The organism is Mycobacterium yunnanensis, assembly GCF_025823185.1.
In the GTDB taxonomy this organism is placed as follows: Bacteria; Actinomycetota; Actinomycetes; order Mycobacteriales; family Mycobacteriaceae; genus Mycobacterium; species Mycobacterium yunnanensis.
This window is the reverse complement of the sequence record NZ_JACKVK010000005.1, coordinates 397,080-417,426: the sequence shown is the minus strand read 5'-3', so window position 1 is coordinate 417,426 and position 20,347 is coordinate 397,080. Positions and strand designations below refer to the sequence as shown.

Genomic DNA, 20,347 nt, shown 5'->3' with positions numbered 1-20,347 from the left:
ATGCCTGTCCACCACTGTTGACGTTGGGTGCTTTCCCACGGAAGAACGGGGTCAACCCCATCGGCGACAAATGGTCGGCCGCCCATCCCGGTGGAACACTGAATCCCACGGGAGGCGACCCCGGCGAGACAGGAGCCCGATGACCGAGAGCACCACCCCCGTCCTCTACCACCACATGACGTGGCCGGAGATCGCGGCCGCAGCCGGCGCCGACGTTCCCGTGGTGATCCCCGTTGGCGCCACCGAACAACACGGACCTCACCTTCCCGTGGGCACCGATTGGGTTCTGCCGGAACGGATTTTGACAGAAGCGGCACGGTACCGCCGCATCGTCGTCGGCCCGTTCGTTCCCTTCGGCTACCGCAGCCGTCCTGGCAGCGGCGGCGGTCAGCAGTTCCCGGGCACCGTGTCGCTGCGTGCGACGACGTTCATGAGCGTGGTGGAGGACGTCCTCACCGAGCTCGTCCGCAGCGGATTCCGCAACCTGGTGTTGTACAACTGGCACTACGAGAACAGCGGTTTCGTCTACGAGCCCGCCTTCCTCGTCAGCGAACGGCATCCTCACGTCAAGATCGTCGTGATGGAGGACGTGAACCCCGACTACACCCCGGAACGCCGCGAGCAGCTGTGGCCGGCCGCGTTTCCCGGCCTGGCGCTCGAACACGCCGCCGTCATCGAGACGTCCCTGTGGATGCATCACCAGCCCGACCTGGTGCGTGCCGATCTGATCGCACCGGACCAACCCGAGCGGGTGGTAAACCACGACGTCCTGCCCATCGACGCGCGCCTGTCGACGGCGAGCGGAGCTCTGTCCTCTCCCGTACCCGCCAGCGCCGAGAAGGGGCGCGTCCTGACCGAATGGTTCGTCGAGCGGGTCGTGCAGGTGCTCGACGAGGAATTTTCACACGAAGGCGGTACCCGATGAGTGAGTCGACGCCGATCGGAGCCGTGCCGGCCATCGAGGTGCCCCGCTACGCCGGCAAGGGCACCTTCGCCCGGATCGCCGACATCCACGAGGTCGGCGACTTCGACGTCGCCATTCTGGGCGTGCCGTTCGACGGCGGCACCTCCTACCGGCCCGGGGCGCGCTTCGGACCCATGGCCGTGCGGCAGGCTGCCCGCACGTTGCGACCGGGTTATCACGTCGAATTGGGCGTCGCTCCACTGGAAGTCGTGCAGATCGTCGATGCGGGTGACGTCACCGTGACGCCCTTCGACATCGACGAGGCGTGCCGTCAGATTCAGCGGCACGCCGCCGAGCTGCTGGGTGACGGAAGCCGCAGGATCGTCTCCATCGGCGGTGACCACACCATCGCGCTGCCCAACCTCCGCGCCCTGCACGCCGTGCACGGTCCCGTCGCCCTCGTGCACTTCGACGCCCACCTCGACACGTGGAACACCTACTTCAACGCCCCGGTCACGCACGGCACGATCTTCCGGCGTGCGTTCGAAGAGGGCTTGCTGATCGAGGATCATTCGATCCACATCGGAATCCGAGGACCGATCTACGACCGCGCCGATCTCGACGACGACGCCGCCATGGGTTTCCGGATCATCCGCGCCGGCGACCTCGACGTCATGGGGATCGACGCCGCCGTGGACGTGATTCGGCGCCGGGTGGGTGACGTACCCGTGTACCTGTCGGTAGACATCGACGTGCTCGACCCGGCGTTCGCGCCCGGCACGGGCACACCGGAGTCGGGCGGGTTGACCGCACGCGAGCTGCTCCGGATGCTGCGGCGGCTCACCGGCCTCAATCTGGTCGGCGCGGACGTCGTCGAGGTGGCACCGGCCTATGACCACGCGGAGATCACCTCGATCGCCGCCGCGACCGTCGTCTTCGACATGGTGTCGCTGATGGTCGCGCGCTGACGCCGAAAGGCTCTGAGGCCATGCGTGATTCGGGCGGATTCGACGACGCGTGGGTGGGGCTGCCTCTGGCGATACGGCCGATGACGGCGCAGGACGCCGAGCTGGTGGCGACGTGGCGCTACAGCGGCCCCGCCGCGGTCTACGACGTCGCCTCAGCACAGCCCATCCTCGACGACCTGTCCGACTACTTCGCGGTCACCTCCGGTGAGCGGCTGATTGGGTTCTGCTGCGTCGGTCGCGCTGCCCGCATTCCCGGTCTGCTCGAGGAAGGTGACGTGCTCGACATCGGACTCGGGATGGACCCCAACCTGGTCGGCCACGGTCAGGGGGAAGAGTTCGGCCGAACCGTGCTGGACTTCCTCATCGCGACCCGTTCCGAGCGTCACGTGCGTGCCGTCGTCCAAGACTGGAACGAACGCAGCCTTCGTCTGACCCGCCGACTGGGTTTCGAGGACGCCGGTGAGCTGATCGCCGTCCAGGGCGGGCGGCAGGTGACCTACCGAATCGTCACGCAATAGTCGAGACGCGCAGGTCATAGTGCGCCCGCGGGGTCCGCCAAACCCAGCTCCGCTCGGCATCGTCACCGCCTGGGCCAACGCCTCACCGGCACTGCGTCAGTCATGCGTGACCGACGACGGGTCGTTCAGAGTTGAGTCATGCCACCGTCGGCGACTAGATCGATGCCGGTGATGAAGCTGGAGTCACTGGAGGCCAGGAACAGGACGGCCTTGGCGATCTCCTCAGGGCGCCCGATCCGGCCGAGCGGCACCATGGCTACCATCTCCTGTTCGAAGGCTCGCTCCTCCTCCGGGGTGCGCCCCGAGGTGTGCAAGATCGGCGTGTCGATCAGGCCGGGGCTCAGCGTGTTGACGCGGATGCCACGGTCCTTGAACTCGGCGGCCCAGGTTCGTGCGAACGAGCGGACCGCCGCCTTGGACGCGGAGTAGGGTCCGAAGCCCGGAATGCCGAGATAGTGCGCGTTGGACCCGGTTAGGACGATCGACGCGCCGTCGCTGAGGAGGTCGACGGCCTTCTGGACGGTGAAGAATACGCCGCGCGTGTTGGCGTTGAAGACCTTGTCGTAGTGTTCCGGCGTTGCGGAGGCGCCTTCGGGTGCCAGACCGCCGACGGCGGCGTTGGCGAAGATGACGTCGACACGGCCCTGCTCGCGCCGGACCACCTCGTAGAGTCGGTCGAGGTCGTCCAATTCGGCGACGTCGCCTTGAACCGGGGTGACCTTGCGCCCAATCTCGCTGGCCGCCTTGTCGAGTTCGGTCTGACGGCGACCGGTGATGTAGACGTGTGCGCCCTGGGCGACGAACTCCTTGGCGGTGGCCAGACCGATGCCGCTGGAACCGCCGGTGATTACTGCCACCTTGCCTTCGAGTTTCCCGGACATGGTAATCCCTTGCTTTGTTGTTGTGCCGCAACCCCTTTCGGGGTGCGGTAATCGTCTGAATCGGATGGCGACGGTTCGAGCCTCGCTGCTGCGCGGCTTCGGCTGTAGGACTGCGGATTACACCGCTGCGGCGGCACCTCCGATGGTCGCGTCGGTGATGCCGTAACGGTCGGCCAGGTCGGCGGCAAGTGCGCGCAGCGCATCTGCGGGCTGTACGGGTATCAGGAGGCGGGTGACGCCCAGGGCGGCGTAGCCGTCGGCGGTGCGGCACAGCTCGTCGACGACGCCCTGGCGGCGCGCATCGTCATCGAGGCCGCTGAGGTCCCCGCCGTAGGGGACGGTGACCTCGATGAAGTCCGTGTCACGTCCGGCGGCGTCGGCTTCGGTGCGGACGGTGGCGAGCAGCGGTTCGAGCGCGTCGGGCCCGGCGACGGTGGGGAAGAATCCGTCGCCGATGCGTCCGGCGCGCCGCGCGGCGCGGGTGGAGCCGCCGCCGATGACGATGGGGACGCCGCCGTAGACCGGGTGGGGCAGGCTGATGGCGTCGGTGAAGCTGGCGTAGTTGGTGTCCACGGTGGCCTTGGTGTCGCGCCACAGGGCGCGCATCGCGGTCACGTAGTCGTCGTGGCGGCGGCCGCGGTCGGCGAACGGCACCCCGAGGGCGGCGAATTCCTCTTCGAGCCAGCCGACACCGACACCGAGGTGTACCCGCCCGCCGGAGAGCACGTCCAGGGAGGCGACCTGTTTGGCCAGGACCAGCGGATTGCGTTGCGGGAGAATCAGAACCCCGGTCGCGAGGATGACGCGTTCGGTGACGGCGGCGGCGTAGGCCAGCCAGATCAGCGGGTCGGCGAGGTCGAACTCGACTTCGCCGCCCATCATCTTGCCGCTTTCGTCGTAGGGGTAGGCGGTGTCGTAGGTGGCGGGGACGACCACGTGGTCGATCGCCCAGACCGAGTCCAGCCCGATCTCTTCGGCGAGGCGAGCGGTGGCCGCGGCGGCGGCGGGGTGAGCGCCGTGGAAAGTGTTCACGCCTAGCAGGCCGAATCTCATGGTGTGCGTCTTCCCGTCGTCGATGGGGTTGAGGTGGTGGGTCAGGGCTGGGTGACGCGGAGCAGGAGTTTTCCTGCCAGGCGGCCGGTGTCGAGGATGCGGTGCGCCTCCTGCACGTCGTCGAAGGCCAGCACGCGGTCGACGCCGATGCTCAGCGCGCCGCGTGTGCCGGCGTCGGTGATGTAGGCCTTCGCTGCGGCGAGACGGTCGGGGTATTCGACGAGTTCGAACAAGTCGACGAAGGCGAGGGACTTGCGGTCCAGCGAGACCAGGGGCACGTCGACGCGGGCCGCGCGGATGTCCGGTGAGGTCTGCGCGCCGTAGCAGAACACATGTCCGAATGCCGCGGTGGCGGTGATCAATTCAGCGAGCAGGGGTCCGCCCACCGTGTCGTAGGCGACGGTCGCGCCGCGGCCGGCGGTGATCGCGGCGACGACGGCGGCGAGGTCCTCGTCGTCGGTGGCGATGGCGTGGTCGGCTCCCAGCGTGAGCAGTTCGGGCTTGCGGGCGGCGGTGCGGGTGGTGGCGATGACGGTGGCACCGAAATCGCGGGCGATCTGAATCAAGGCGTTCCCGACCGAGGACGTTGCGGCGGTGACGATCACAGTGTCACCGGCGCCGATGGGCGCCTTGGTGGCCAGGGTGTAGGCCTGCAGGCCGGCCATCCACGTCGCGGCCTCTTGCTCGTCGGACCGGTCGTCGGCCACCGAGATCAGGGCCTCGACGGGGACGTCGGCGTGGGTGGCGTAGGTGCCGGTGCCGACCGTCGGGGACTGGATCGGCAGGATCGCCACCCGCTGCCCCGCTACGAATCGGTCGACGTCGGGTGCGGTTCGGACGACGGTGCCCACGGCCTCGACGCCAAGCGTCGCGGGCAGGGTGGGGGCGATGACGTAGTGGTCACGCCGGAACAGGGCCTCGAAGCGGTTCAACCCGATGACGTGGATCGCGATGCGCACGTGCCCGGCCTCGAGTGCTGGCAGTTGCAGCGGCACCATCTCCAGCACCTCGGGCCCGCCGAGGCGGGTGAACTGCACCCGCCTCATGGCGTCGTCGGAGGGATGCTCGTCGATTGTCAACGGCTCTACCATGTTTCGCTCCGATTAGGTGGTGCCACTGCATCCAGCAGCGGTAACGGCAATATGTAACTATCACAGTTACAGCTAACTATATGTAATCATGGTGGTTGCAGTCAAACGGTGTGAGGAGGTTCAGGTGAGCGCGAACAGCCGGATGAGCCTGGCGGTGCACGTGCTGACGTGGATCGCCTTCGACCGCCGCGGCACCGACAAGGAGATCGCCACCTCGGCGCGCATCGCGACAAGCGTCAACACCAACCCGGTGGTGATCCGGCGCAGCCTCGGAGAACTTCGTAAGGCGGGCCTGGTGCAGGCCACCCGTGGTCGTGACGGTGGGTGGACGCTGACACGCGACGCCGCCGACATCACCCTGCTCGACGTCTATCTGGCCGTGGGTGGTGAGCCCATCTTCGCCATGCACACCACACCGCCGGACGCCGAGTGCTACGTCGGGTTCGGCATCCAACCCGTGTTGACGCGGGTGTACGCCGATGCCACCGCCTCGCTGTGCAGCACGCTGAAGAACACGACGATCGCCGACGTGCTGCGCGACGCGGTGGCCGAGTACGCCGCCAACGCCACGATCTCCTAGCGACCCAGGGCGCGGCCGCTAAGGCGCGCCGGCGACGCAGAACACGTTGCCGTCCGGGTCGGCCAGCACCACCCACCCGAAGTCCGGGCCGGCGGTGTGCCGGCCCACTTCCACAGCGCCCGCGGCGATCAGACGGGCCGCGTCGCGGTCCTTGTCCGGCGAGTGCAGATCCAGGTGCAGTCGGTTCTTCCCCGGTGTGGGGTCGGGCACCTTCTGGAAGCCCAGCCGTAATCGGCCAACTACGGTGACCATGACGAATTCACCTGCCGCCTCGACGGTCACCTGGCCGTCGAGGGCGCCGGCCCACCACGCCGCCAGCGCCTCGGGATCGGTGCAGTCGAACGTCACCATCGACACTTCCAGTGTCGGCGCGTCTTCGTTGCTCATCAGGGAAGATCTCCTTCTAGGTCTGTCAGTGGTCGGTGATGTGGGTGTCGGCGATGGTTTCGGCGAACCCGACGTCGAACACCTCGGCGGGGGTACGGAAGCCGGGGCGCACCTCGCCGGCCAGCACCCGGCGCGCGGCGTGGACCGCCGCCAGCGGGGTGAAGGTGTAGCCGTTCACGGTGTCGAGCCTCGAGCAGACGACCTGGCCGTCGCGTCCGGTGACCTCGGCGACCGCGTGATAGCGATCAGCGGCGCGCTGTTCGGCGCTCGGTCCGTCGGGCAGGTCGGCCAACGCACCGTCAGAGAACGCGTCGCCGGAGGCGTAGACGTAGGTGTCGACGTTCGGGATACCGGTCGCCCACCCAATGGTGATCAGATCCGGCAGCGTGATTGGCGTGCAGACGACATCACCGAACCCGAAGTCGAACTGCCACAATGCGGTTGAATCTGCGGTCGCCAGGTTCCCGTCGACGCGATGCAGCGTCTCGGTAGTGACGTTCTCGCTGGCGCTGATCGCCGATCCCCGCGACATCGACCCCGCCACGTGCAGAGCGATGCGCAACCGCTGCGGCGCCTCGACGCGGGCGGCGGTGTGCGCGGCAAGACAACCCAGCATGGCCACACTGCCACCGCTGCCCGGCACCAGCATGACCCCGGCAGCGGTAGCGGTGGCGTCGAGGGTTTCGGCCAGCCGGAAGCCATCCAGTTCCGCGGCGATGTCCAAGTAGTGCGTACCGGCACGGATCGCCGCCTCGATCAATGGCCGCGCCGTGCGCAGGTATGGGCCGGCACAGTTCAGCAGCACCTCGACCTCGCTCAGTGCGCCGTCGACGGCAGGCCGGTCGTCGATGTCGAAAACGGTGTAGCGGCAATCCAATCGCTCGGCGAGAGCCGCGATCGTGTCGCCGCTGCGGCCGCCCAGCACTGGGTTCAGACCGAGGTCGCGGGCGTGCTCGGCGGCCATCGCACCCGTGTAACCCGTTGCGCCGTATATCAACAACCCACCCATGTCAGTGCTGCCAACTCTTGTAGACGAACTCCAGGCTGTAGCCGTCGGGATCAAGCACGTTGGCGGCGTAGTAGCGCGGGTCGTAATGCAACCGTGCACCCGGCGCTCCGTCGTCGATGGCGCCCGCAGCGATCGCGGCGGCGTAGGCGGCGTCCACCTCGGCCGTGCTGTCGGCGACGAATCCGACGTGGGCCGCACCGCCGGCAGCTGTACCGCGGCGCAGCCAGAAGATCATCCGGCCGGCGTCGCCGAGCCCGTAGAGGTCCGGGTGGCCGGGTGGTCCGTCCTCACCGGCGTAGTCCAGCCGGGTAGTGATGCCTAGTGGGGCCAGCGCGGCGGTGTAGAACGCGATCGACGCCTGCGGGTCGGACACCGTGAGAAAAACGTGGTCGAGCACTTGAGAGTCCCCTTCTAGATGACGTAGCCGCCGGCGACCTCGACGGTCTGGGCGTTGATCCACCGGTTGTCATCGGAGAGCAGGCTGGCGATCATCGTGCCGATCTCGTCGGGTTGCCCGACGCGACCGAGGGCGGTCTGAGCGGCCAGCGCGGCCTCGAACTCGTCAGTCAGGCCGCCGCCCAGCTCGGTGCGGATCGGCCCCGGAGAGATGGAGTTGGCCCGGATTCCGCGCTCGCCGAACTCCTTGGCCTGATACCGGGTCAGCACGTCCAGGCCGCCCTTGAAACTGGCGTACGGCGCCACGCCGGGCGTCGCCACCCGAGTGGTCGCGCTGGTCATGTTGACGATGTGGCCACCGTCGGCCAGTAACGGCAGCAGCGTCCGGGTCAGGAAGAACGGACCCTTGAGGTGCACGTTGAACAGGCCGTCGAACTGCGCCTCCGTCACCGAGGCGATCGGCGTGAACTCGCCGTAGCCGGCGTTGTTGACCAGGCCGTCGAAGTCTTCCCGCTGCCACGTCGTGCGCAGTGCTGCGCGCAGGGAGTCCTGGAATTCAACGAACGAGGCGGTGTTGGCGACGTCCAGCGGCAGCGCCACGGCGGTGCCGCCGTCGGCGGTGATGTCGTCGACGACACGCATCGCCGCCTCCGGGCTGGCGTTGTAGGTGACCACGACCCCCATGCCTCGTTGGGCGCAGGCCCGCGCCGTGGCGGCGCCCAAGCCGCGGCTTCCGCCGGTGATGACGATGATCGTCATTTCTGTAATTCCTTCCGTCGTGTGGCTAACGGAAGATGAGTCAACGCCGCCGGTGCATCGCGAAGAAGGGCGAAACTTCCTGGGTGCAGCGCACCCAGGGTCAGCGATCGTGCTGCGCGTGCTCGTGACGGCGGGTGGCGCCCAGCGATCCCAGCAGCGCCAGCGCGTCCGCGCTGGCCGATCCGGTGGCCGCCGTGGCCACCGTCAGCTGCTGTCCGGGGGCGTTGTTGACGTCGAAGGTCTGGAAACTCAACTGGAGCAGCCCTACATCCGGGTGGTGGATCGTCTTGCGGGTCGCCGACAACCCGGCCACCCGCTGGTCGTCCCACATGCCACGGAACGCCTCACTGCGCTGATGGAGACGGTCCACCAGTTCGTCTACCTCCGGCACCGGCGGCACGAAGCCCTGCGCCAAGCGCAGCGCGCTCACCGCCGCGCGGGCCACCTCGTCCCAGTTGACGTAGTAGTCACGCGCCACGGGGTCGACGAAGATGGCCGCGAGCACGCTGCTGTTGCGTCGCTGCAGGGGCGCGATCAGCGCTGCGGCAATGGGATTGGCGATCAGGACCCGGAACGACGCATTAGTTACGTACGCCGCGGTGTGCGCAAAGGCGTCCATGGTCTGCAACAGTTCGGGGCTGATGATCTCGTCGTCGCGGTCCATCCGCGGCGTCAGCCGGGCAAGTCGGAACGCATGGTCGCGGGCATCGGGCGACATTCGCAACGCCTCGCAGATCGAATCGAGCACCGGCGCCGACGGACTGCGCTCCCGCCCCTGCTCTAGTCGCGTGTAGTAATCCGCACTGACCCCGGACAGCACCGCCACCTCTTCGCGCCGCAGCCCAGCCACACGGCGCCCCACAACTGTCGGGAGCCCCGCGTCCTGGGGAGACACCCGAGCCCGTTGAGCTCGGAGGAATGCTCCGAGGTCACTCGACACCTCACGGGCTGACACCATGATGCGGACGGTACTATCCCCGGTCTCAGCGCGGGTACTTCGGCGTGGTCGAGGGAGCCCGGAGTCTCGAGTCGCGCCCTAGCCGATATGGCGACCTGCGCGACAACACCCCGGATTGAATGAACCGTCTCATCCCGGCGGGGAACAGCTATATCTAACACAAAGGTCACGACCTCTTTCGAGTTCGTGACCTTGGTGCACGGAGTTCGTTGAACTCCTCATTGTGGGCGAAGGGGGACTTGAACCCCCACGTCCCGAAGGACACTGGCACCTGAAGCCAGCGCGTCTGCCATTCCGCCACTCGCCCCAACAACCCGGTGACACTATCACGCACCCGCGCCGGTCTCCCAACCGCGCAGTTCGGCCCCGGTGAGCCGTCGTCGACGTCTCTGACCAGCCTCGATCCGATCAAGGATGACTCGTGGTCACGTTCTGGCGCCGATGGCCGATACCATGCCAAGAAGAATCGACACCCGCGACACGCAGGTTCAGCACTGCGTTCCGCGCGGCCACCACGACGAACAGCGAGGCAGGCGGTGACATGGGACTCGTCGACCGCTTCGAGCGCAAGCTCGAGGCAACCGTCGGTGACACCTTCGCGCGTGTCTTCGGCGGCAGCATCGTTCCGCAGGAGGTCGAGGCCATCTTGCAGCGCGAAGCCGACGCCGGCGCGCGCGAAGTGGGCGGCGGCAGGATTTTGGCCCCCAACGACTACGTCATTACCCTCAGTGCATCCGATCTTCGCCAGGTCCGCGCCGACCCCGACCTCACACCGACGACATTCGCCCGATACCTGGAGGGATACATCCGTGACCAAGGGTGGCAAACGTATGGTGATGTGGTCGTTGGATTCGAAGCGTCACCGCAGTTGCACACCGGCCAGTTTCGCACCCGTGGAACGGTTAACCCAGACTCGACCAGCGGCGCAAGCGCCCCTGCACCCTCAGCCCGTGCTCACACCGCAGAACCAGGAGTTCCACCGATGACCGACAACCCGAGTTACCGCGGCGGCGGCCAGGGACCAGCGCAGCCTGGCGACGACTACTACGAGTACGGCCGTCAGGGCGAGGAGCCCCGCGCGCCCTACCCGCCCGCGCCCGAGGGCGGCTACCCGGCGGCCCCCGCAGGCGGTCAGCCCGCAGGCGGCTACCCGGAGCAGGGTGGCTATGACCGTGGTGGCTACCCGGATCAGGGTTACCCGCCGCCCAATTACGACCAGCGCTCCCCCGCCGGCTACGGTCCGCCGGCCGGCTACCCCGACCAGGGTTACCGTCAGTCTCCTCCCCCGTACGGCCCTCCGGCGGGTGCGCCCGGTGGCTACGGCGAACCCGGCGGCTACGACTACGGCCGCCCGCCGGCCCCGCCCCGCGGTGAGGAGTACGGCCGTCCGGCCGAGCCGCACCGCCCGTCCTACCCGGACCAGGGCGGCTATCCCGACCAGGGTGGCTACGGCGATCAAGGTGGCTACCCGGATCAGGGCGGTTACCCCGACCAGGGTGGCTACGGCGCCCAGGGCTACGGACGTCCCGAGCAGGGCGGCGGCTACGGCTCGCAGGCCGACTACGGCCGCTACGGCGACCAGGGTGCTCCCCAGGGGTACGCCGATCCCGGCTACGGCCAGCCCGCCGACGGTGGCTACGGCCAGTCCGGCTACGACTACGGCCAGCCCGCGGCCGCCGCGCCGGTGGCCGGTTACGGCGCGGGTGGCGGATACGGCTCCGCCGGGGCGACGGTGACGCTGCAGCTCGACGACGGCAGCGGTCGCACCTATCAGCTCCGCGAGGGCGCCAACGTCATCGGACGCGGCCAGGACGCTCAGTTCCGCCTCCCGGACACCGGCGTGTCACGCCGTCATTTGGAGATCCGCTGGGACGGTCAGGTGGCGCTGCTGTCGGACCTGAACTCCACCAACGGCACCACGGTCAACAACGCACCCGTTCAGGAGTGGCAGTTGGCCGACGGTGACACCATCCGTCTGGGCCATTCCGAGATCATCGTCCGCGTTCACTGAGCGCTCTGGCTGGCGGCGGCTGGGGCCCGAGGTCGCACTCGTGCCCCACCCCGCTCACCGGCCCAAGTATCGTGACGTTGCCGACGACGGCTGAACCAGCCGGTGATCGGCTGCGACGCTGCCCGGGGAACGGTGCGGTGACGCCGAGGCGGCGACATCGGGACGGTGACGGAGAGGACGTCAGATGCAGGGGATAGTGCTGCAGCTGACGCGCGTCGGTTTCCTCCTGCTGTTGTGGCTGTTCATCTGGTCCGTGCTGCGGATCCTGCGAACCGACATCTACGCACCCACCGGTGCGGTGATGGTCAAGCGTGGCCTTGCTCTGCGGGGGACGTTGCTGCCCAGCCGCGGCCAGCGTCGCAACACGCCCAGGCAGCTGGTGGTCACCGAAGGAGCGTTGGCGGGCACGCGCATTCAGTTGGGTGCCCAGCCCGTCTTGATCGGTCGGGCTGACGACTCGACGCTGGTGCTCACCGACGACTATTCGTCGACACGGCATGCACGGCTGTCTCCACGAGGGTCCGAATGGTACGTCGAGGACCTAGGATCGACCAACGGTACATACCTTGACAGGGCGAAGGTGACGACGGCGGTAAGGGTTCCGATGGGCACGCCGGTGCGGATCGGCAAGACCGTCATCGAGTTGCGCCCATGAGTCTCGTCCTCCGGTACGCCGCCCGCAGCGACCGCGGCTTGGTGCGCGCCAACAACGAAGACTCGGTGTACGCCGGGGCCCGCCTGCTGGCGCTCGCCGACGGCATGGGCGGGCACGCCGCAGGTGAGGTCGCCTCCCAGTTGGTGATCGCGGCGCTGGCCCACCTCGACGACGACGAGCCGGGCGGGGACCTGCTCAGCAAGCTCAACTCCGCAGTCCACGAGGGCAACTCGGCCATCGCCGCACACGTCGAGTCCGACCCCGACCTCGAGGGCATGGGGACCACGCTGACCGCGATCCTGTTCGCGGGCAACAGGCTTGGTCTGGTGCACGTCGGCGACTCCCGCGGTTACCTGCTGCGCGACGGTGAGCTGACGCAGATCACCAAGGACGACACCTTCGTTCAGACCCTCGTCGACGAGGGCCGCATCACCGCCGACGAGGCGCACAGCCACCCCCAGCGCTCGTTGATCATGCGCGCGCTCACCGGCCACGAGGTGGAGCCGACGCTGACGGTGCGCGAAGCCCACGCCGGGGACCGCTATCTGCTGTGCTCCGACGGCCTCTCCGACCCCGTCAGCTTCGACACCATTCACGAAGCGCTGCAGATCTCCGACGTCACCGAGAGCGCCGACCGCCTCATCGAAATGGCCCTTCGTGGCGGCGGTCCGGACAACGTGACCGTCGTGGTCGCCGACGTCGTCGACTACGAGTACGGCCAAACCCAGCCGATCCTCGCAGGCGCGGTCTCCGGGGTCGACGACCAAAGCGCGCCGCCCAACACCGCGGCGGGACGAGCGTCGGCCTTCAACCCCAAGCGCGTCGCCGCGGCGGCCAACCGGCCTCCCGCCGAGCCGGCGCCCCCGGTGAAGAAGCCGCGCTCGCGTCGCACGATGATCTTCGTCGCGCTGCTGCTGTTGGTGTTGGTCGGCGCCGGACTCGCCGTCGGACGCACGGTGATTCAGAACAACTACTACGTCGCCGAGCGCGACGGCTCGGTGTACATCATGCGTGGTGTGCAGGGCAGCTTCGCCGGAATGTCGCTGCAGCAGACGTTTCAGATCGCCTGCCTCGACTCACGCAACTCGATCACCAACATCGGCGTCGACGACGACCGCGGGAACTGCAAACCCCTGCAGGTGGCCGACCTCCGCGAGTCCGAGCGCGCGCAGGTGACCGCCGGGCTGCCCGGTGGCACCCTCGACGAGGCCATTCGCCAGCTCAGGGAGCTGGCCCAGTCCTCGGTGCTGCCCATCTGCGTGCCCGCGTCGGCGCGCACGACGACGTCCACCCCGCCGCCCAGCCCGACGCCTCCCCCGGCCACGACGTCGACGCCCCCCACGCCGCAGACCGCGACGACGTCGGCGCCGCCTGCGAGCAGTCCCGCCCTGGAGGCGACTCCCACCGTCACCGCGCCGCCGTCGCCCACCCCGACCGCCACTGCCCTTCCGCCACCGCCACAGAAGCCGGGCACCGACTGCCGGAACGCGTCATGAGCACGCAGCCGCAGGCCCCGGTGACCGTCGTCCCCCCGCTGCCCAACCGGCGAAACTCCGAGTTGGTTCTGCTCGGGTTCGCGGCGGTGATCACCACGGTTGCGCTGCTCATCGTCGAGGCCAACCAGGAGCAGGGTCTGCGCTGGGACCTCGCGCAATACATCCTGGGCTACCTCGCACTGTTCGGCGCCGCCCATGTGGCCGTCCGTCGCTTCGCGCCCTACGCCGACCCGCTGCTGCTTCCGGTCGTGGCAGTGCTGAATGGCTTGGGGCTGGTCATGATTCACCGCCTCGACCTCGCCGAGGGTGTCGGCGCGGGCGGAGACCGCGGCCCGAGCGCCAACCAGCAGATGCTCTGGACCCTGGTCGGCGTGATCGCGTTCTGTCTCGTCGTCGGACTGTTGACCGACCACCGCATGCTGGCCCGGTACGGCTACGTCTGCGGACTGGTGGGCCTGGTCCTGCTGGTGATTCCCGCCGTCCTGCCCAGCTCGATGTCGGAGGAGAACGGCGCCAAGATCTGGATTCGGTTCCAGGGCTTCTCGATTCAGCCCGCCGAGATCTCCAAGATCCTGCTGCTGATCTTCTTCGCCTCCGTCCTGGTGTCCAAGCGCAGCCTGTTCACCAGCGCCGGAAAGCACATCCTCGGGATGAACCTGCCGCGGCCGCGCGACCTCGCCCCGCTGCTGGTCGCCTGGATCGCATCGGTCGGCGTCATGGTCTTCGAGAAGGACCTCGGCACCTCGCTGTTGCTGTACGCCTCGTTCCTCGTCATCGTCTACATCGCGACCGACCGGATCAGCTGGGTTCTGTTGGGGCTCTTCTTGTTCGCCGCAGGCAGCGTGGTCGCCTACCACGCGTTCGCCCACGTCCGGGTGCGGGTGGAGACGTGGCTGGACCCGTTCGCCGACCCCGACGGTGCCGGCTACCAGATGGTGCAGTCGCTGTTCAGCTTCGCCACCGGCGGCATCTTCGGCACCGGGTTGGGCAACGGCCAGCCCGGCACCGTGCCCGCCGCGTCGACCGACTTCATCATCGCCGCGATCGGCGAGGAGCTCGGCCTCGTCGGGTTCGCCGGAGTCCTGATGCTCTACACGATCCTGGTGATCCGCGGCCTGCGCACTGCGGTCGCCGTCCGGGACAGCTTCGGCAAGCTGCTCGCCGCCGGGCTCGCGTCGACGTTGGCGATCCAGCTGTTCATCGTCGTCGGCGGCGTCACCAAGCTCATCCCCCTGACCGGCCTGACCACGCCCTGGCTGTCCTACGGCGGATCCTCGCTGATCGCCAACTACGTGCTGCTGGCGATCCTGATCTGCATCTCGCACTCGGCCCGTCGCCCGCTGGACGGCAAGGTCCCCAATGCCACCCCGATTGCGTCGGCACGCACGGAGGTGATCGGGCGCGTATGAACACCTCTCTGCGACGCGTTTCGATCGCCATCATGGGCATGATCGTGCTGCTGCTGGCCAACGCCACACTGACACAAGTGTTTCGGGCCGACGGACTGCGCTCGGACCCGCGCAACCAGCGCGTGCTCCTCGACGAGTACTCCCGCCAGCGGGGCCAGATCTCCGCGGGCGGTCAACTGCTCGCCTACTCCACTTCGACCGACGGGCACTTCCGCTTCCTGCGGGTGTATCCGAATCCGCAGGCGTACGCCCCGGTGACCGGCTTCTACTCGCTGCTGTATTCCAGCACCGGGCTCGAGCGCGCCGAGGACACCGTGCTCAACGGCTCCGACGAGCGGCTGTTCGGCCGTCGGCTCGCCGACTTCTTCACCGGCCGCGATCCTCGCGGCGGGAACGTCGCCACGACCATCAATCCTCAGGTACAGCAAGCCGCCTGGGATGCCATGCAGAAGGGGTGCAACGGCGGCCCATGCAAGGGTTCGGTCGTGGCATTGGAGCCGTCCACCGGAAAGATCCTCGGGATGGTCTCGTCACCGTCATACGACCCGAACCTGTTGGCGTCCCATGACGGCAACGTGCAGTCTCGGTCCTGGCAGCAGTTGCGGGACGACCCCGATTCACCGTTGGTCAACCGGGCCATCTCCGAGACCTACCCGCCCGGTTCGACGTTCAAGGTCATCACCACGGCGGCGGCGCTCGCCAACGGCGCCAACCCGGACACCCAGGTGACCGCGGCGTCGCGAATCCCGTTGCCCGACAGCACTGCAACGTTGGAGAACTACGGCGGCGCGTCGTGTGGCAACGACCCGACCACGACGTTGCGCACCGCCTTCGCCAAGTCGTGCAACACCGCCTTCGTCGACCTCGGCATCCGCACCGGTGCCGACGCACTGCGCAGCACCGCCCAGGCGTTCGGACTCGACACCGCTCCCCCGCCCATTCCCCTGCAGGTGGCGGCGTCGACCGTGGGGCCCATCGGCGACAAGGCCGCCCTGGGAATGTCGAGCATCGGGCAGAAGGACGTGGCGCTGACCCCGTTGCAGAACGCGATGATCGCGGCGACCGTCGCCAATGGCGGTGTCACGATGCAGCCGTACCTGGTGGAGGACCTCAAGGGTCCCGACCTCGCCAGCATCAGCTCGACCAGCCCCCGTGAACTTCGACGGGCGGTGTCCCCGCAGGTCGCCACTACACTTACTGACCTGATGATCGGCGCGGAGCAGGCCACCCAGCAATCGGGGTCCATCGCAGGCGTGCAGATCGCCTCCAAGACCGGGACGGCCGAGCACGGGTCCGACCCGCGCAACACCCCACCTCACGCCTGGTACATCGCGTTCGCCCCGGCCAAGGCGCCGAAGGTGGCCGTCGCGGTGTTGGTGGAGAATGGCGGGGACCGATTGTCCGCAACCGGTGGCGCCCTCGCGGCGCCGATCGGACGGGCGACCATCGCCGCGGCCCTGCGGGAGGGATCATGACCGCGCGCGTCGGAGTGACGCTGTCCGATCGCTACCGGCTGCAGCGCCTCATCGCCACCGGTGGCATGGGTCAGGTGTGGGAGGCGCTCGACACCCGGCTGGGTCGCCAAGTGGCGATCAAGGTGCTCAAGGCCGAGTTCTCCACCGACCCGGAATTCGTGGAACGCTTCCGGGCCGAGGCCCGCATCGTGGCCATGCTGAACCACCCCGGCATCGCCAGCGTCTACGACTACGGCGAGACCGAGCTCGACGACGCCGGCCGCACGGCGTACCTCGTCATGGAGATGGTCACCGGCGAACCGCTGAACTCCGTTCTCAAGCGCACGGGACGACTGTCGCTGCGCCACTCCCTGGACATGCTCGAGCAGACCGGCCGGGCGCTGCAGGTCGCGCACACCGCCGGTCTGGTGCACCGCGACGTCAAGCCCGGCAACATCTTGATCACGCCGACCGGGCAGGTCAAGCTCACCGACTTCGGCATCGCGAAGGCCGTCGACGCCGCTCCGGTCACCCAGACCGGCATGGTGATGGGCACCGCCCAGTACATCGCCCCCGAGCAGGCCCTCGGCCGTGACGCCACCCCCGCCAGCGACGTCTACTCCCTCGGCGTCGTCGGCTACGAATCCGTCGCTGGGCGACGGCCGTTCATCGGCGAGGGTGCCCTGACGGTCGCCATGAAGCACATTAAGGAGCAGCCCGCGCCGCTGCCCACCGACATTCCGCCCAACGTCCGCGAGCTGATCGAGATCAGCCTGCTCAAGGAGCCCGGCCAGCGATACCGCACCGGCGGCGCGTTCGCCGACGCCGTCGCCGCCGTGCGCGCCGGACGCCGCCCACCGCGACCCAATCACGCGCCGTCGATCGGCAGGGCCACCCCGGCCGCCATCCCCTCGACCGCACAGACCCGCGCGGTTCCCGACTACGGCCGCCCTCCCACGGCCAGTGTCCGCACCCGACCACCGACCGGTAGTCACCGGACGCCTCCCCCCAAGCGCACCTTCTCCCCCGGTCAGCGTGCACTGCTGTGGGCGGCCGGCGTGCTCGGTGCCCTCGCGATCATCATCGCGATCCTGATGGTCTTGAACGTCCAGGACCGCAACGACAAGAAGACGGCGCCGTCCACCGAGACCAGCACCACGGTGGTGTCCGTCCCACCCACACCGACACCGGGGGCGATGCCCCGCCTCGGCGACGACGCCGGGTCGTCCCCACCGCCACCAGCAGAGCAGATGTTTCGATGACCACCCCGCGTCACTTGTCCGACCGCTACGAGCTGGGAGAGATCCTCGGCTTCGGCGGCATGTCCGAAGTCCACCTCGCCAGGGACGTCCGGCTGCACCGCGACGTCGCGGTCAAGGTGCTGCGCGCCGACCTGGCCCGCGACCCGAGCTTCTACCTCCGGTTCCGCCGCGAGGCGCAGAACGCCGCGGCGCTGAACCACCCCGCGATCGTCGCCGTCTACGACACCGGTGAAGCCGAAACCGCAACCGGCCCATTGCCGTACATCGTCATGGAGTACGTCGAGGGTGTCACCCTGCGCGACATCGTGCACAACGACGGCCCCATCGACCCACGCCGGGCCATCGAGATCATCGCCGACGCGTGCCAGGCCCTGAACTTCAGCCATCAGCACGGCATCATCCACCGAGACGTCAAGCCCGCCAACATCATGATGAGTAAGTCGGGCGCAGTGAAGGTGATGGACTTCGGCATCGCCCGCGCGTTGCACGACGGCGGCGTCAGCGTCACCCAGACCGCCGCGGTCATCGGCACCGCTCAGTACCTCTCCCCCGAGCAAGCCCGCGGCGAGCCGGTGGACGCACGTTCCGACGTGTACTCGCTGGGCTGCGTCTTGTACGAATTGCTCACCGGAGAACCACCTTTCGTGGGTGACTCCCCCGTCGCCGTGGCGTATCAGCACGTCCGGGAGGACGCCGTTCCGCCGTCGGAGCGCAACCCCGACCTGTCACCCGACCTCGACGCCGTGGTGCTCAAGGCACTGGCGAAGAACCCCGACAATCGCTACCAGACGGCCGCGGAGATGCGCGCCGACCTGATTCGGGTGCACAGCGGTGAGACGCCCGAAGCGCCCAAGGTGTTCACCGACGCTGAGCGCACCTCCCTGCTGGCGGCCAGCCCGGCGCCGGGACGCCATCAGCAGCCCACCGAGAACATCCCGGCTCATCAGCCGCGCTACGTGCCCAAGGAGCGCAACCCCGCCATCGGTCGGTGGTTCGCCATCGTTGCGGTGCTCGCGGTGCTCACCGTCGCGGTGACGGTCCTGCTGAACTTCGTCGGCGGCAACCCGCGCGACGTCCAAATCCCGGACCTGCGCGGCCAGAAGTACGACGAGGCCGTCGTGTCACTGCAAAATCTCGGCTTCAAGACCGTCCGAAGTCAGCAGCCCGATTCCGAGGTGCCGGTGGGCGACGTGATCAGCACCGACCCGGCCGCCAACACCGCGGCCGCCCGCGACGACCAGATCACCATCAACGTCTCGACCGGCCCACAGCAGGCCGAGGTGCCGGACTGCACGGCGAACCTCACCTACGCCCAATGTGCCAGCAAGCTGAAGGCCGCCGGTTTCGAGAAGGTCCGCCAAAGCGCCTCGAGCAGCCCGGTGGTGCCCAAGGACGTCGTCATCGGCACCAACCCGTCGGCGAACCAGACCTCGGCGATCACCAACGAGATCATCATCGTCGTCAGCTCGGGACCGGACACCAGGTTGGTTCCCGACGTCAAGGGCCGCACGCTCGACGAAGCCACCGCCATCATCACCGCGAGCGGCTTCACCAAGCCGCCCATCCCCGTTCAGGTCGACGGCCTCAAGTCAACGGCGGGGCAGATTCAGGGCACCGTGCCGACGGCCAACGAGACCGTCCCCGTGGACACGCCCATTCAGATCCAGGTGTCCCAAGGCAACGAGTTCACGATGCCGCCCTTGCAGGGTCAATTCTGGGACGGTGCCGAACCGCTTCTCCGGGCGCTGGGGTGGACGGGCGACTTGAACAAGCTCCCCAACGCTCAGAACAGTGGGGTTCCGTCGAACGGCATTGTCACCCAAAGCCCGTCGGCGGGCACGCCGGTGAAGTTCGGCGACACCATCACGCTCAGCTTCGCGCAGTAGCCGTCCGCACGGTGTCGGCGACCTCGCGCTCGAGCGAGCTCACCAACTCCTCGTCGAGGGGCTGACCGCACACGGCCAGCCAGTTGGCGAGCATCCGGTGCCCGCCCTCGGTGAGGATCGACTCGGGGTGGAACTGCACGCCGTGAATGGGCAGCTCGACGTGCTGCACCCCCATCACCACACCGCCCGACGTCCGCGCCGTGACGTCGAGCTGGGCGGGCATCGTGTCGGGCAGAATCGTCAGCGAGTGGTACCGAGTGGCCGTGAAGGGATCCGGAAGTCCTTTCAGCACACCGATATTCGCATGCTCGACGCTGCTGGTCTTGCCGTGCAGCAGCTCCGGGGCGCGGTCGACGGTGCCGCCGAACGCCACCCCGATGGCCTGGTGCCCGAGACACACGCCGAGCAGTGGCGTCTCGGCGACCGCGCTGGCGCGGACGAGGGGAATCGAGGCGCCGGCGCGCTCCGGGGTACCCGGGCCGGGGCTCAACAGGATGCCGTCGACGTCCTCGGCCACCTTGGCGACGTCGGCGTCGGTCGCCAGCCGCGGGTCGTCGTTGCGCCACACCTCGGCATGCACACCCAGCTGTCCGAGGTACTGGACGAGGTTGAAGACGAAGCTGTCGTAGTTGTCGACGACGAGAACACGCATTCCCCCAGGTTACTGGGC

General features: G+C 68.2%; 20 protein-coding genes and 1 tRNA gene. 11 read left to right on the top strand and 10 right to left on the bottom strand.

The window, feature by feature from the left end:
* Positions 1 to 139: 139 nt before the first annotated feature.
* From H7K45_RS09260 to H7K45_RS09250, 3 genes are read left to right on the top strand one after another with little or no spacing between them, the layout of a single operon-like run.
* The gene (locus H7K45_RS09260) at positions 140 to 925 is read left to right on the top strand and encodes a creatininase (protein WP_263995488.1); all 786 of its coding nucleotides are present in this window, start codon (positions 140 to 142) and stop codon (positions 923 to 925) included.
* On the top strand, positions 922 to 1,872 hold the full coding sequence (speB, locus tag H7K45_RS09255; RefSeq protein WP_263995487.1) for an agmatinase: 951 nt from the start codon (positions 922 to 924) through the stop codon (positions 1,870 to 1,872). Before H7K45_RS09260 ends, speB begins: the two co-directional genes overlap by 4 nt.
* Before the next feature lie 20 nt (positions 1,873 to 1,892).
* A complete protein-coding gene (locus tag H7K45_RS09250; RefSeq protein WP_263995486.1) occupies positions 1,893 to 2,390 on the top strand; it encodes a GNAT family N-acetyltransferase in 498 nt (165 codons plus the stop codon).
* Between the two features lie 125 nt (positions 2,391 to 2,515).
* On the opposite strand, the gene H7K45_RS09245 is transcribed toward H7K45_RS09250, so the two are convergent.
* From H7K45_RS09245 to H7K45_RS09235, 3 genes are all read right to left on the bottom strand, one after another.
* Positions 2,516 to 3,271, bottom strand: coding sequence for an SDR family NAD(P)-dependent oxidoreductase (locus H7K45_RS09245; protein ID WP_263995485.1), 756 nt, complete (start codon positions 3,269 to 3,271; stop codon positions 2,516 to 2,518).
* A 117-nt stretch (positions 3,272 to 3,388) separates the two neighbouring features.
* On the bottom strand, positions 3,389 to 4,303 hold the full coding sequence (locus H7K45_RS09240; protein WP_263995484.1) for an LLM class F420-dependent oxidoreductase: 915 nt from the start codon (positions 4,301 to 4,303) through the stop codon (positions 3,389 to 3,391).
* A gap of 62 nt (positions 4,304 to 4,365) precedes the next feature.
* Positions 4,366 to 5,415, bottom strand: a complete 1,050-nt coding sequence (locus H7K45_RS09235; RefSeq protein ID WP_263995483.1) for a zinc-dependent alcohol dehydrogenase family protein — start codon at positions 5,413 to 5,415, stop codon at positions 4,366 to 4,368.
* A 124-nt stretch (positions 5,416 to 5,539) separates the two neighbouring features.
* Between H7K45_RS09235 and H7K45_RS09230 the strand changes: the two genes are divergently transcribed.
* Positions 5,540 to 5,995 (top strand): Rrf2 family transcriptional regulator, encoded by a 456-nt coding sequence (locus tag H7K45_RS09230; RefSeq protein WP_263995482.1) that lies wholly within the window; start codon positions 5,540 to 5,542, stop codon positions 5,993 to 5,995.
* A gap of 18 nt (positions 5,996 to 6,013) precedes the next feature.
* Here H7K45_RS09230 and H7K45_RS09225 read toward each other — a convergent pair whose 3' ends face one another.
* The 6 genes from H7K45_RS09225 to H7K45_RS09200 form a co-directional block, all read right to left on the bottom strand.
* Entirely contained in the window at positions 6,014 to 6,382 is a 369-nt protein-coding gene (locus H7K45_RS09225; RefSeq protein ID WP_263995481.1) for a VOC family protein, read from the bottom strand.
* Positions 6,383 to 6,407: 25 nt separating this feature from the next.
* Positions 6,408 to 7,391 (bottom strand): saccharopine dehydrogenase family protein, encoded by a 984-nt coding sequence (locus tag H7K45_RS09220; protein ID WP_263995480.1) that lies wholly within the window; start codon positions 7,389 to 7,391, stop codon positions 6,408 to 6,410.
* A 1-nt stretch (position 7,392) separates the two neighbouring features.
* Positions 7,393 to 7,788 carry a VOC family protein gene (locus H7K45_RS09215; protein WP_263995479.1) on the bottom strand — a complete coding sequence of 132 codons (396 nt, stop codon included), beginning with the start codon at positions 7,786 to 7,788 and terminating at the stop codon, positions 7,393 to 7,395.
* 14 nt (positions 7,789 to 7,802) lie between these two features.
* Positions 7,803 to 8,546, bottom strand: a complete 744-nt coding sequence (locus H7K45_RS09210; RefSeq protein ID WP_263995478.1) for an SDR family NAD(P)-dependent oxidoreductase — start codon at positions 8,544 to 8,546, stop codon at positions 7,803 to 7,805.
* A gap of 100 nt (positions 8,547 to 8,646) precedes the next feature.
* Positions 8,647 to 9,504 carry a helix-turn-helix transcriptional regulator gene (locus H7K45_RS09205; RefSeq protein WP_263995477.1) on the bottom strand — a complete coding sequence of 286 codons (858 nt, stop codon included), beginning with the start codon at positions 9,502 to 9,504 and terminating at the stop codon, positions 8,647 to 8,649.
* Positions 9,505 to 9,728: 224 nt separating this feature from the next.
* Positions 9,729 to 9,811, bottom strand: a tRNA-Leu gene (locus H7K45_RS09200).
* 234 nt (positions 9,812 to 10,045) lie between these two features.
* Between H7K45_RS09200 and H7K45_RS09195 the strand changes: the two genes are divergently transcribed.
* From H7K45_RS09195 to pknB, 7 genes are all read left to right on the top strand, one after another.
* Complete coding sequence (locus tag H7K45_RS09195; protein ID WP_263995476.1) at positions 10,046 to 11,515, top strand: FHA domain-containing protein; 1,470 nt, start codon at positions 10,046 to 10,048, stop codon at positions 11,513 to 11,515.
* A 184-nt stretch (positions 11,516 to 11,699) separates the two neighbouring features.
* Positions 11,700 to 12,170, top strand: a complete 471-nt coding sequence (locus tag H7K45_RS09190) for an FHA domain-containing protein FhaB/FipA (protein WP_056551509.1) — start codon at positions 11,700 to 11,702, stop codon at positions 12,168 to 12,170.
* Entirely contained in the window at positions 12,167 to 13,666 is a 1,500-nt protein-coding gene (locus tag H7K45_RS09185) for a PP2C family protein-serine/threonine phosphatase (protein ID WP_263995475.1), read from the top strand. The genes H7K45_RS09190 and H7K45_RS09185 overlap by 4 nt, the downstream gene beginning before the upstream one ends.
* Complete coding sequence (locus H7K45_RS09180; RefSeq protein ID WP_263995474.1) at positions 13,663 to 15,075, top strand: FtsW/RodA/SpoVE family cell cycle protein; 1,413 nt, start codon at positions 13,663 to 13,665, stop codon at positions 15,073 to 15,075. Before H7K45_RS09185 ends, H7K45_RS09180 begins: the two co-directional genes overlap by 4 nt.
* The gene (gene pbpA / locus H7K45_RS09175) at positions 15,072 to 16,550 is read left to right on the top strand and encodes a D,D-transpeptidase PbpA (RefSeq protein ID WP_263995473.1); all 1,479 of its coding nucleotides are present in this window, start codon (positions 15,072 to 15,074) and stop codon (positions 16,548 to 16,550) included. The genes H7K45_RS09180 and pbpA overlap by 4 nt, the downstream gene beginning before the upstream one ends.
* Positions 16,547 to 17,791 (top strand): protein kinase domain-containing protein, encoded by a 1,245-nt coding sequence (locus H7K45_RS09170; RefSeq protein ID WP_263995472.1) that lies wholly within the window; start codon positions 16,547 to 16,549, stop codon positions 17,789 to 17,791. The genes pbpA and H7K45_RS09170 overlap by 4 nt, the downstream gene beginning before the upstream one ends.
* The gene (gene pknB, locus H7K45_RS09165) at positions 17,788 to 19,677 is read left to right on the top strand and encodes a Stk1 family PASTA domain-containing Ser/Thr kinase (protein ID WP_263995471.1); all 1,890 of its coding nucleotides are present in this window, start codon (positions 17,788 to 17,790) and stop codon (positions 19,675 to 19,677) included. The genes H7K45_RS09170 and pknB overlap by 4 nt, the downstream gene beginning before the upstream one ends.
* On the opposite strand, the gene H7K45_RS09160 is transcribed toward pknB, so the two are convergent.
* Positions 19,661 to 20,329, bottom strand: coding sequence for an aminodeoxychorismate/anthranilate synthase component II (locus tag H7K45_RS09160; RefSeq protein ID WP_263995470.1), 669 nt, complete (start codon positions 20,327 to 20,329; stop codon positions 19,661 to 19,663). The genes pknB and H7K45_RS09160 overlap by 17 nt on opposite strands.
* Positions 20,330 to 20,347 lie beyond the last annotated feature (18 nt).

Coding starts and splice junctions, on each gene's coding strand:
- H7K45_RS09245 (WP_263995485.1), bottom strand. CDS start 3,271: ATGTCCGGGAAACTCGAAGGCAAGGTGGCAGTAATCACCGGCGGTTCC.
- H7K45_RS09190 (WP_056551509.1), top strand. CDS start 11,700: ATGCAGGGGATAGTGCTGCAGCTGACGCGCGTCGGTTTCCTCCTGCTG.
- H7K45_RS09160 (WP_263995470.1), bottom strand. CDS start 20,329: ATGCGTGTTCTCGTCGTCGACAACTACGACAGCTTCGTCTTCAACCTC.
- H7K45_RS09170 (WP_263995472.1), top strand. CDS start 16,547: ATGACCGCGCGCGTCGGAGTGACGCTGTCCGATCGCTACCGGCTGCAG.
- H7K45_RS09205 (WP_263995477.1), bottom strand. CDS start 9,504: ATGGTGTCAGCCCGTGAGGTGTCGAGTGACCTCGGAGCATTCCTCCGA.
- H7K45_RS09250 (WP_263995486.1), top strand. CDS start 1,893: ATGCGTGATTCGGGCGGATTCGACGACGCGTGGGTGGGGCTGCCTCTG.
- H7K45_RS09210 (WP_263995478.1), bottom strand. CDS start 8,546: ATGACGATCATCGTCATCACCGGCGGAAGCCGCGGCTTGGGCGCCGCC.
- pknB (WP_263995471.1), top strand. CDS start 17,788: ATGACCACCCCGCGTCACTTGTCCGACCGCTACGAGCTGGGAGAGATC.
- H7K45_RS09235 (WP_263995483.1), bottom strand. CDS start 5,415: ATGGTAGAGCCGTTGACAATCGACGAGCATCCCTCCGACGACGCCATG.
- H7K45_RS09195 (WP_263995476.1), top strand. CDS start 10,046: ATGGGACTCGTCGACCGCTTCGAGCGCAAGCTCGAGGCAACCGTCGGT.
- H7K45_RS09225 (WP_263995481.1), bottom strand. CDS start 6,382: ATGAGCAACGAAGACGCGCCGACACTGGAAGTGTCGATGGTGACGTTC.
- H7K45_RS09260 (WP_263995488.1), top strand. CDS start 140: ATGACCGAGAGCACCACCCCCGTCCTCTACCACCACATGACGTGGCCG.
- H7K45_RS09220 (WP_263995480.1), bottom strand. CDS start 7,391: ATGGGTGGGTTGTTGATATACGGCGCAACGGGTTACACGGGTGCGATG.
- H7K45_RS09185 (WP_263995475.1), top strand. CDS start 12,167: ATGAGTCTCGTCCTCCGGTACGCCGCCCGCAGCGACCGCGGCTTGGTG.
- speB (WP_263995487.1), top strand. CDS start 922: ATGAGTGAGTCGACGCCGATCGGAGCCGTGCCGGCCATCGAGGTGCCC.
- pbpA (WP_263995473.1), top strand. CDS start 15,072: ATGAACACCTCTCTGCGACGCGTTTCGATCGCCATCATGGGCATGATC.
- H7K45_RS09180 (WP_263995474.1), top strand. CDS start 13,663: ATGAGCACGCAGCCGCAGGCCCCGGTGACCGTCGTCCCCCCGCTGCCC.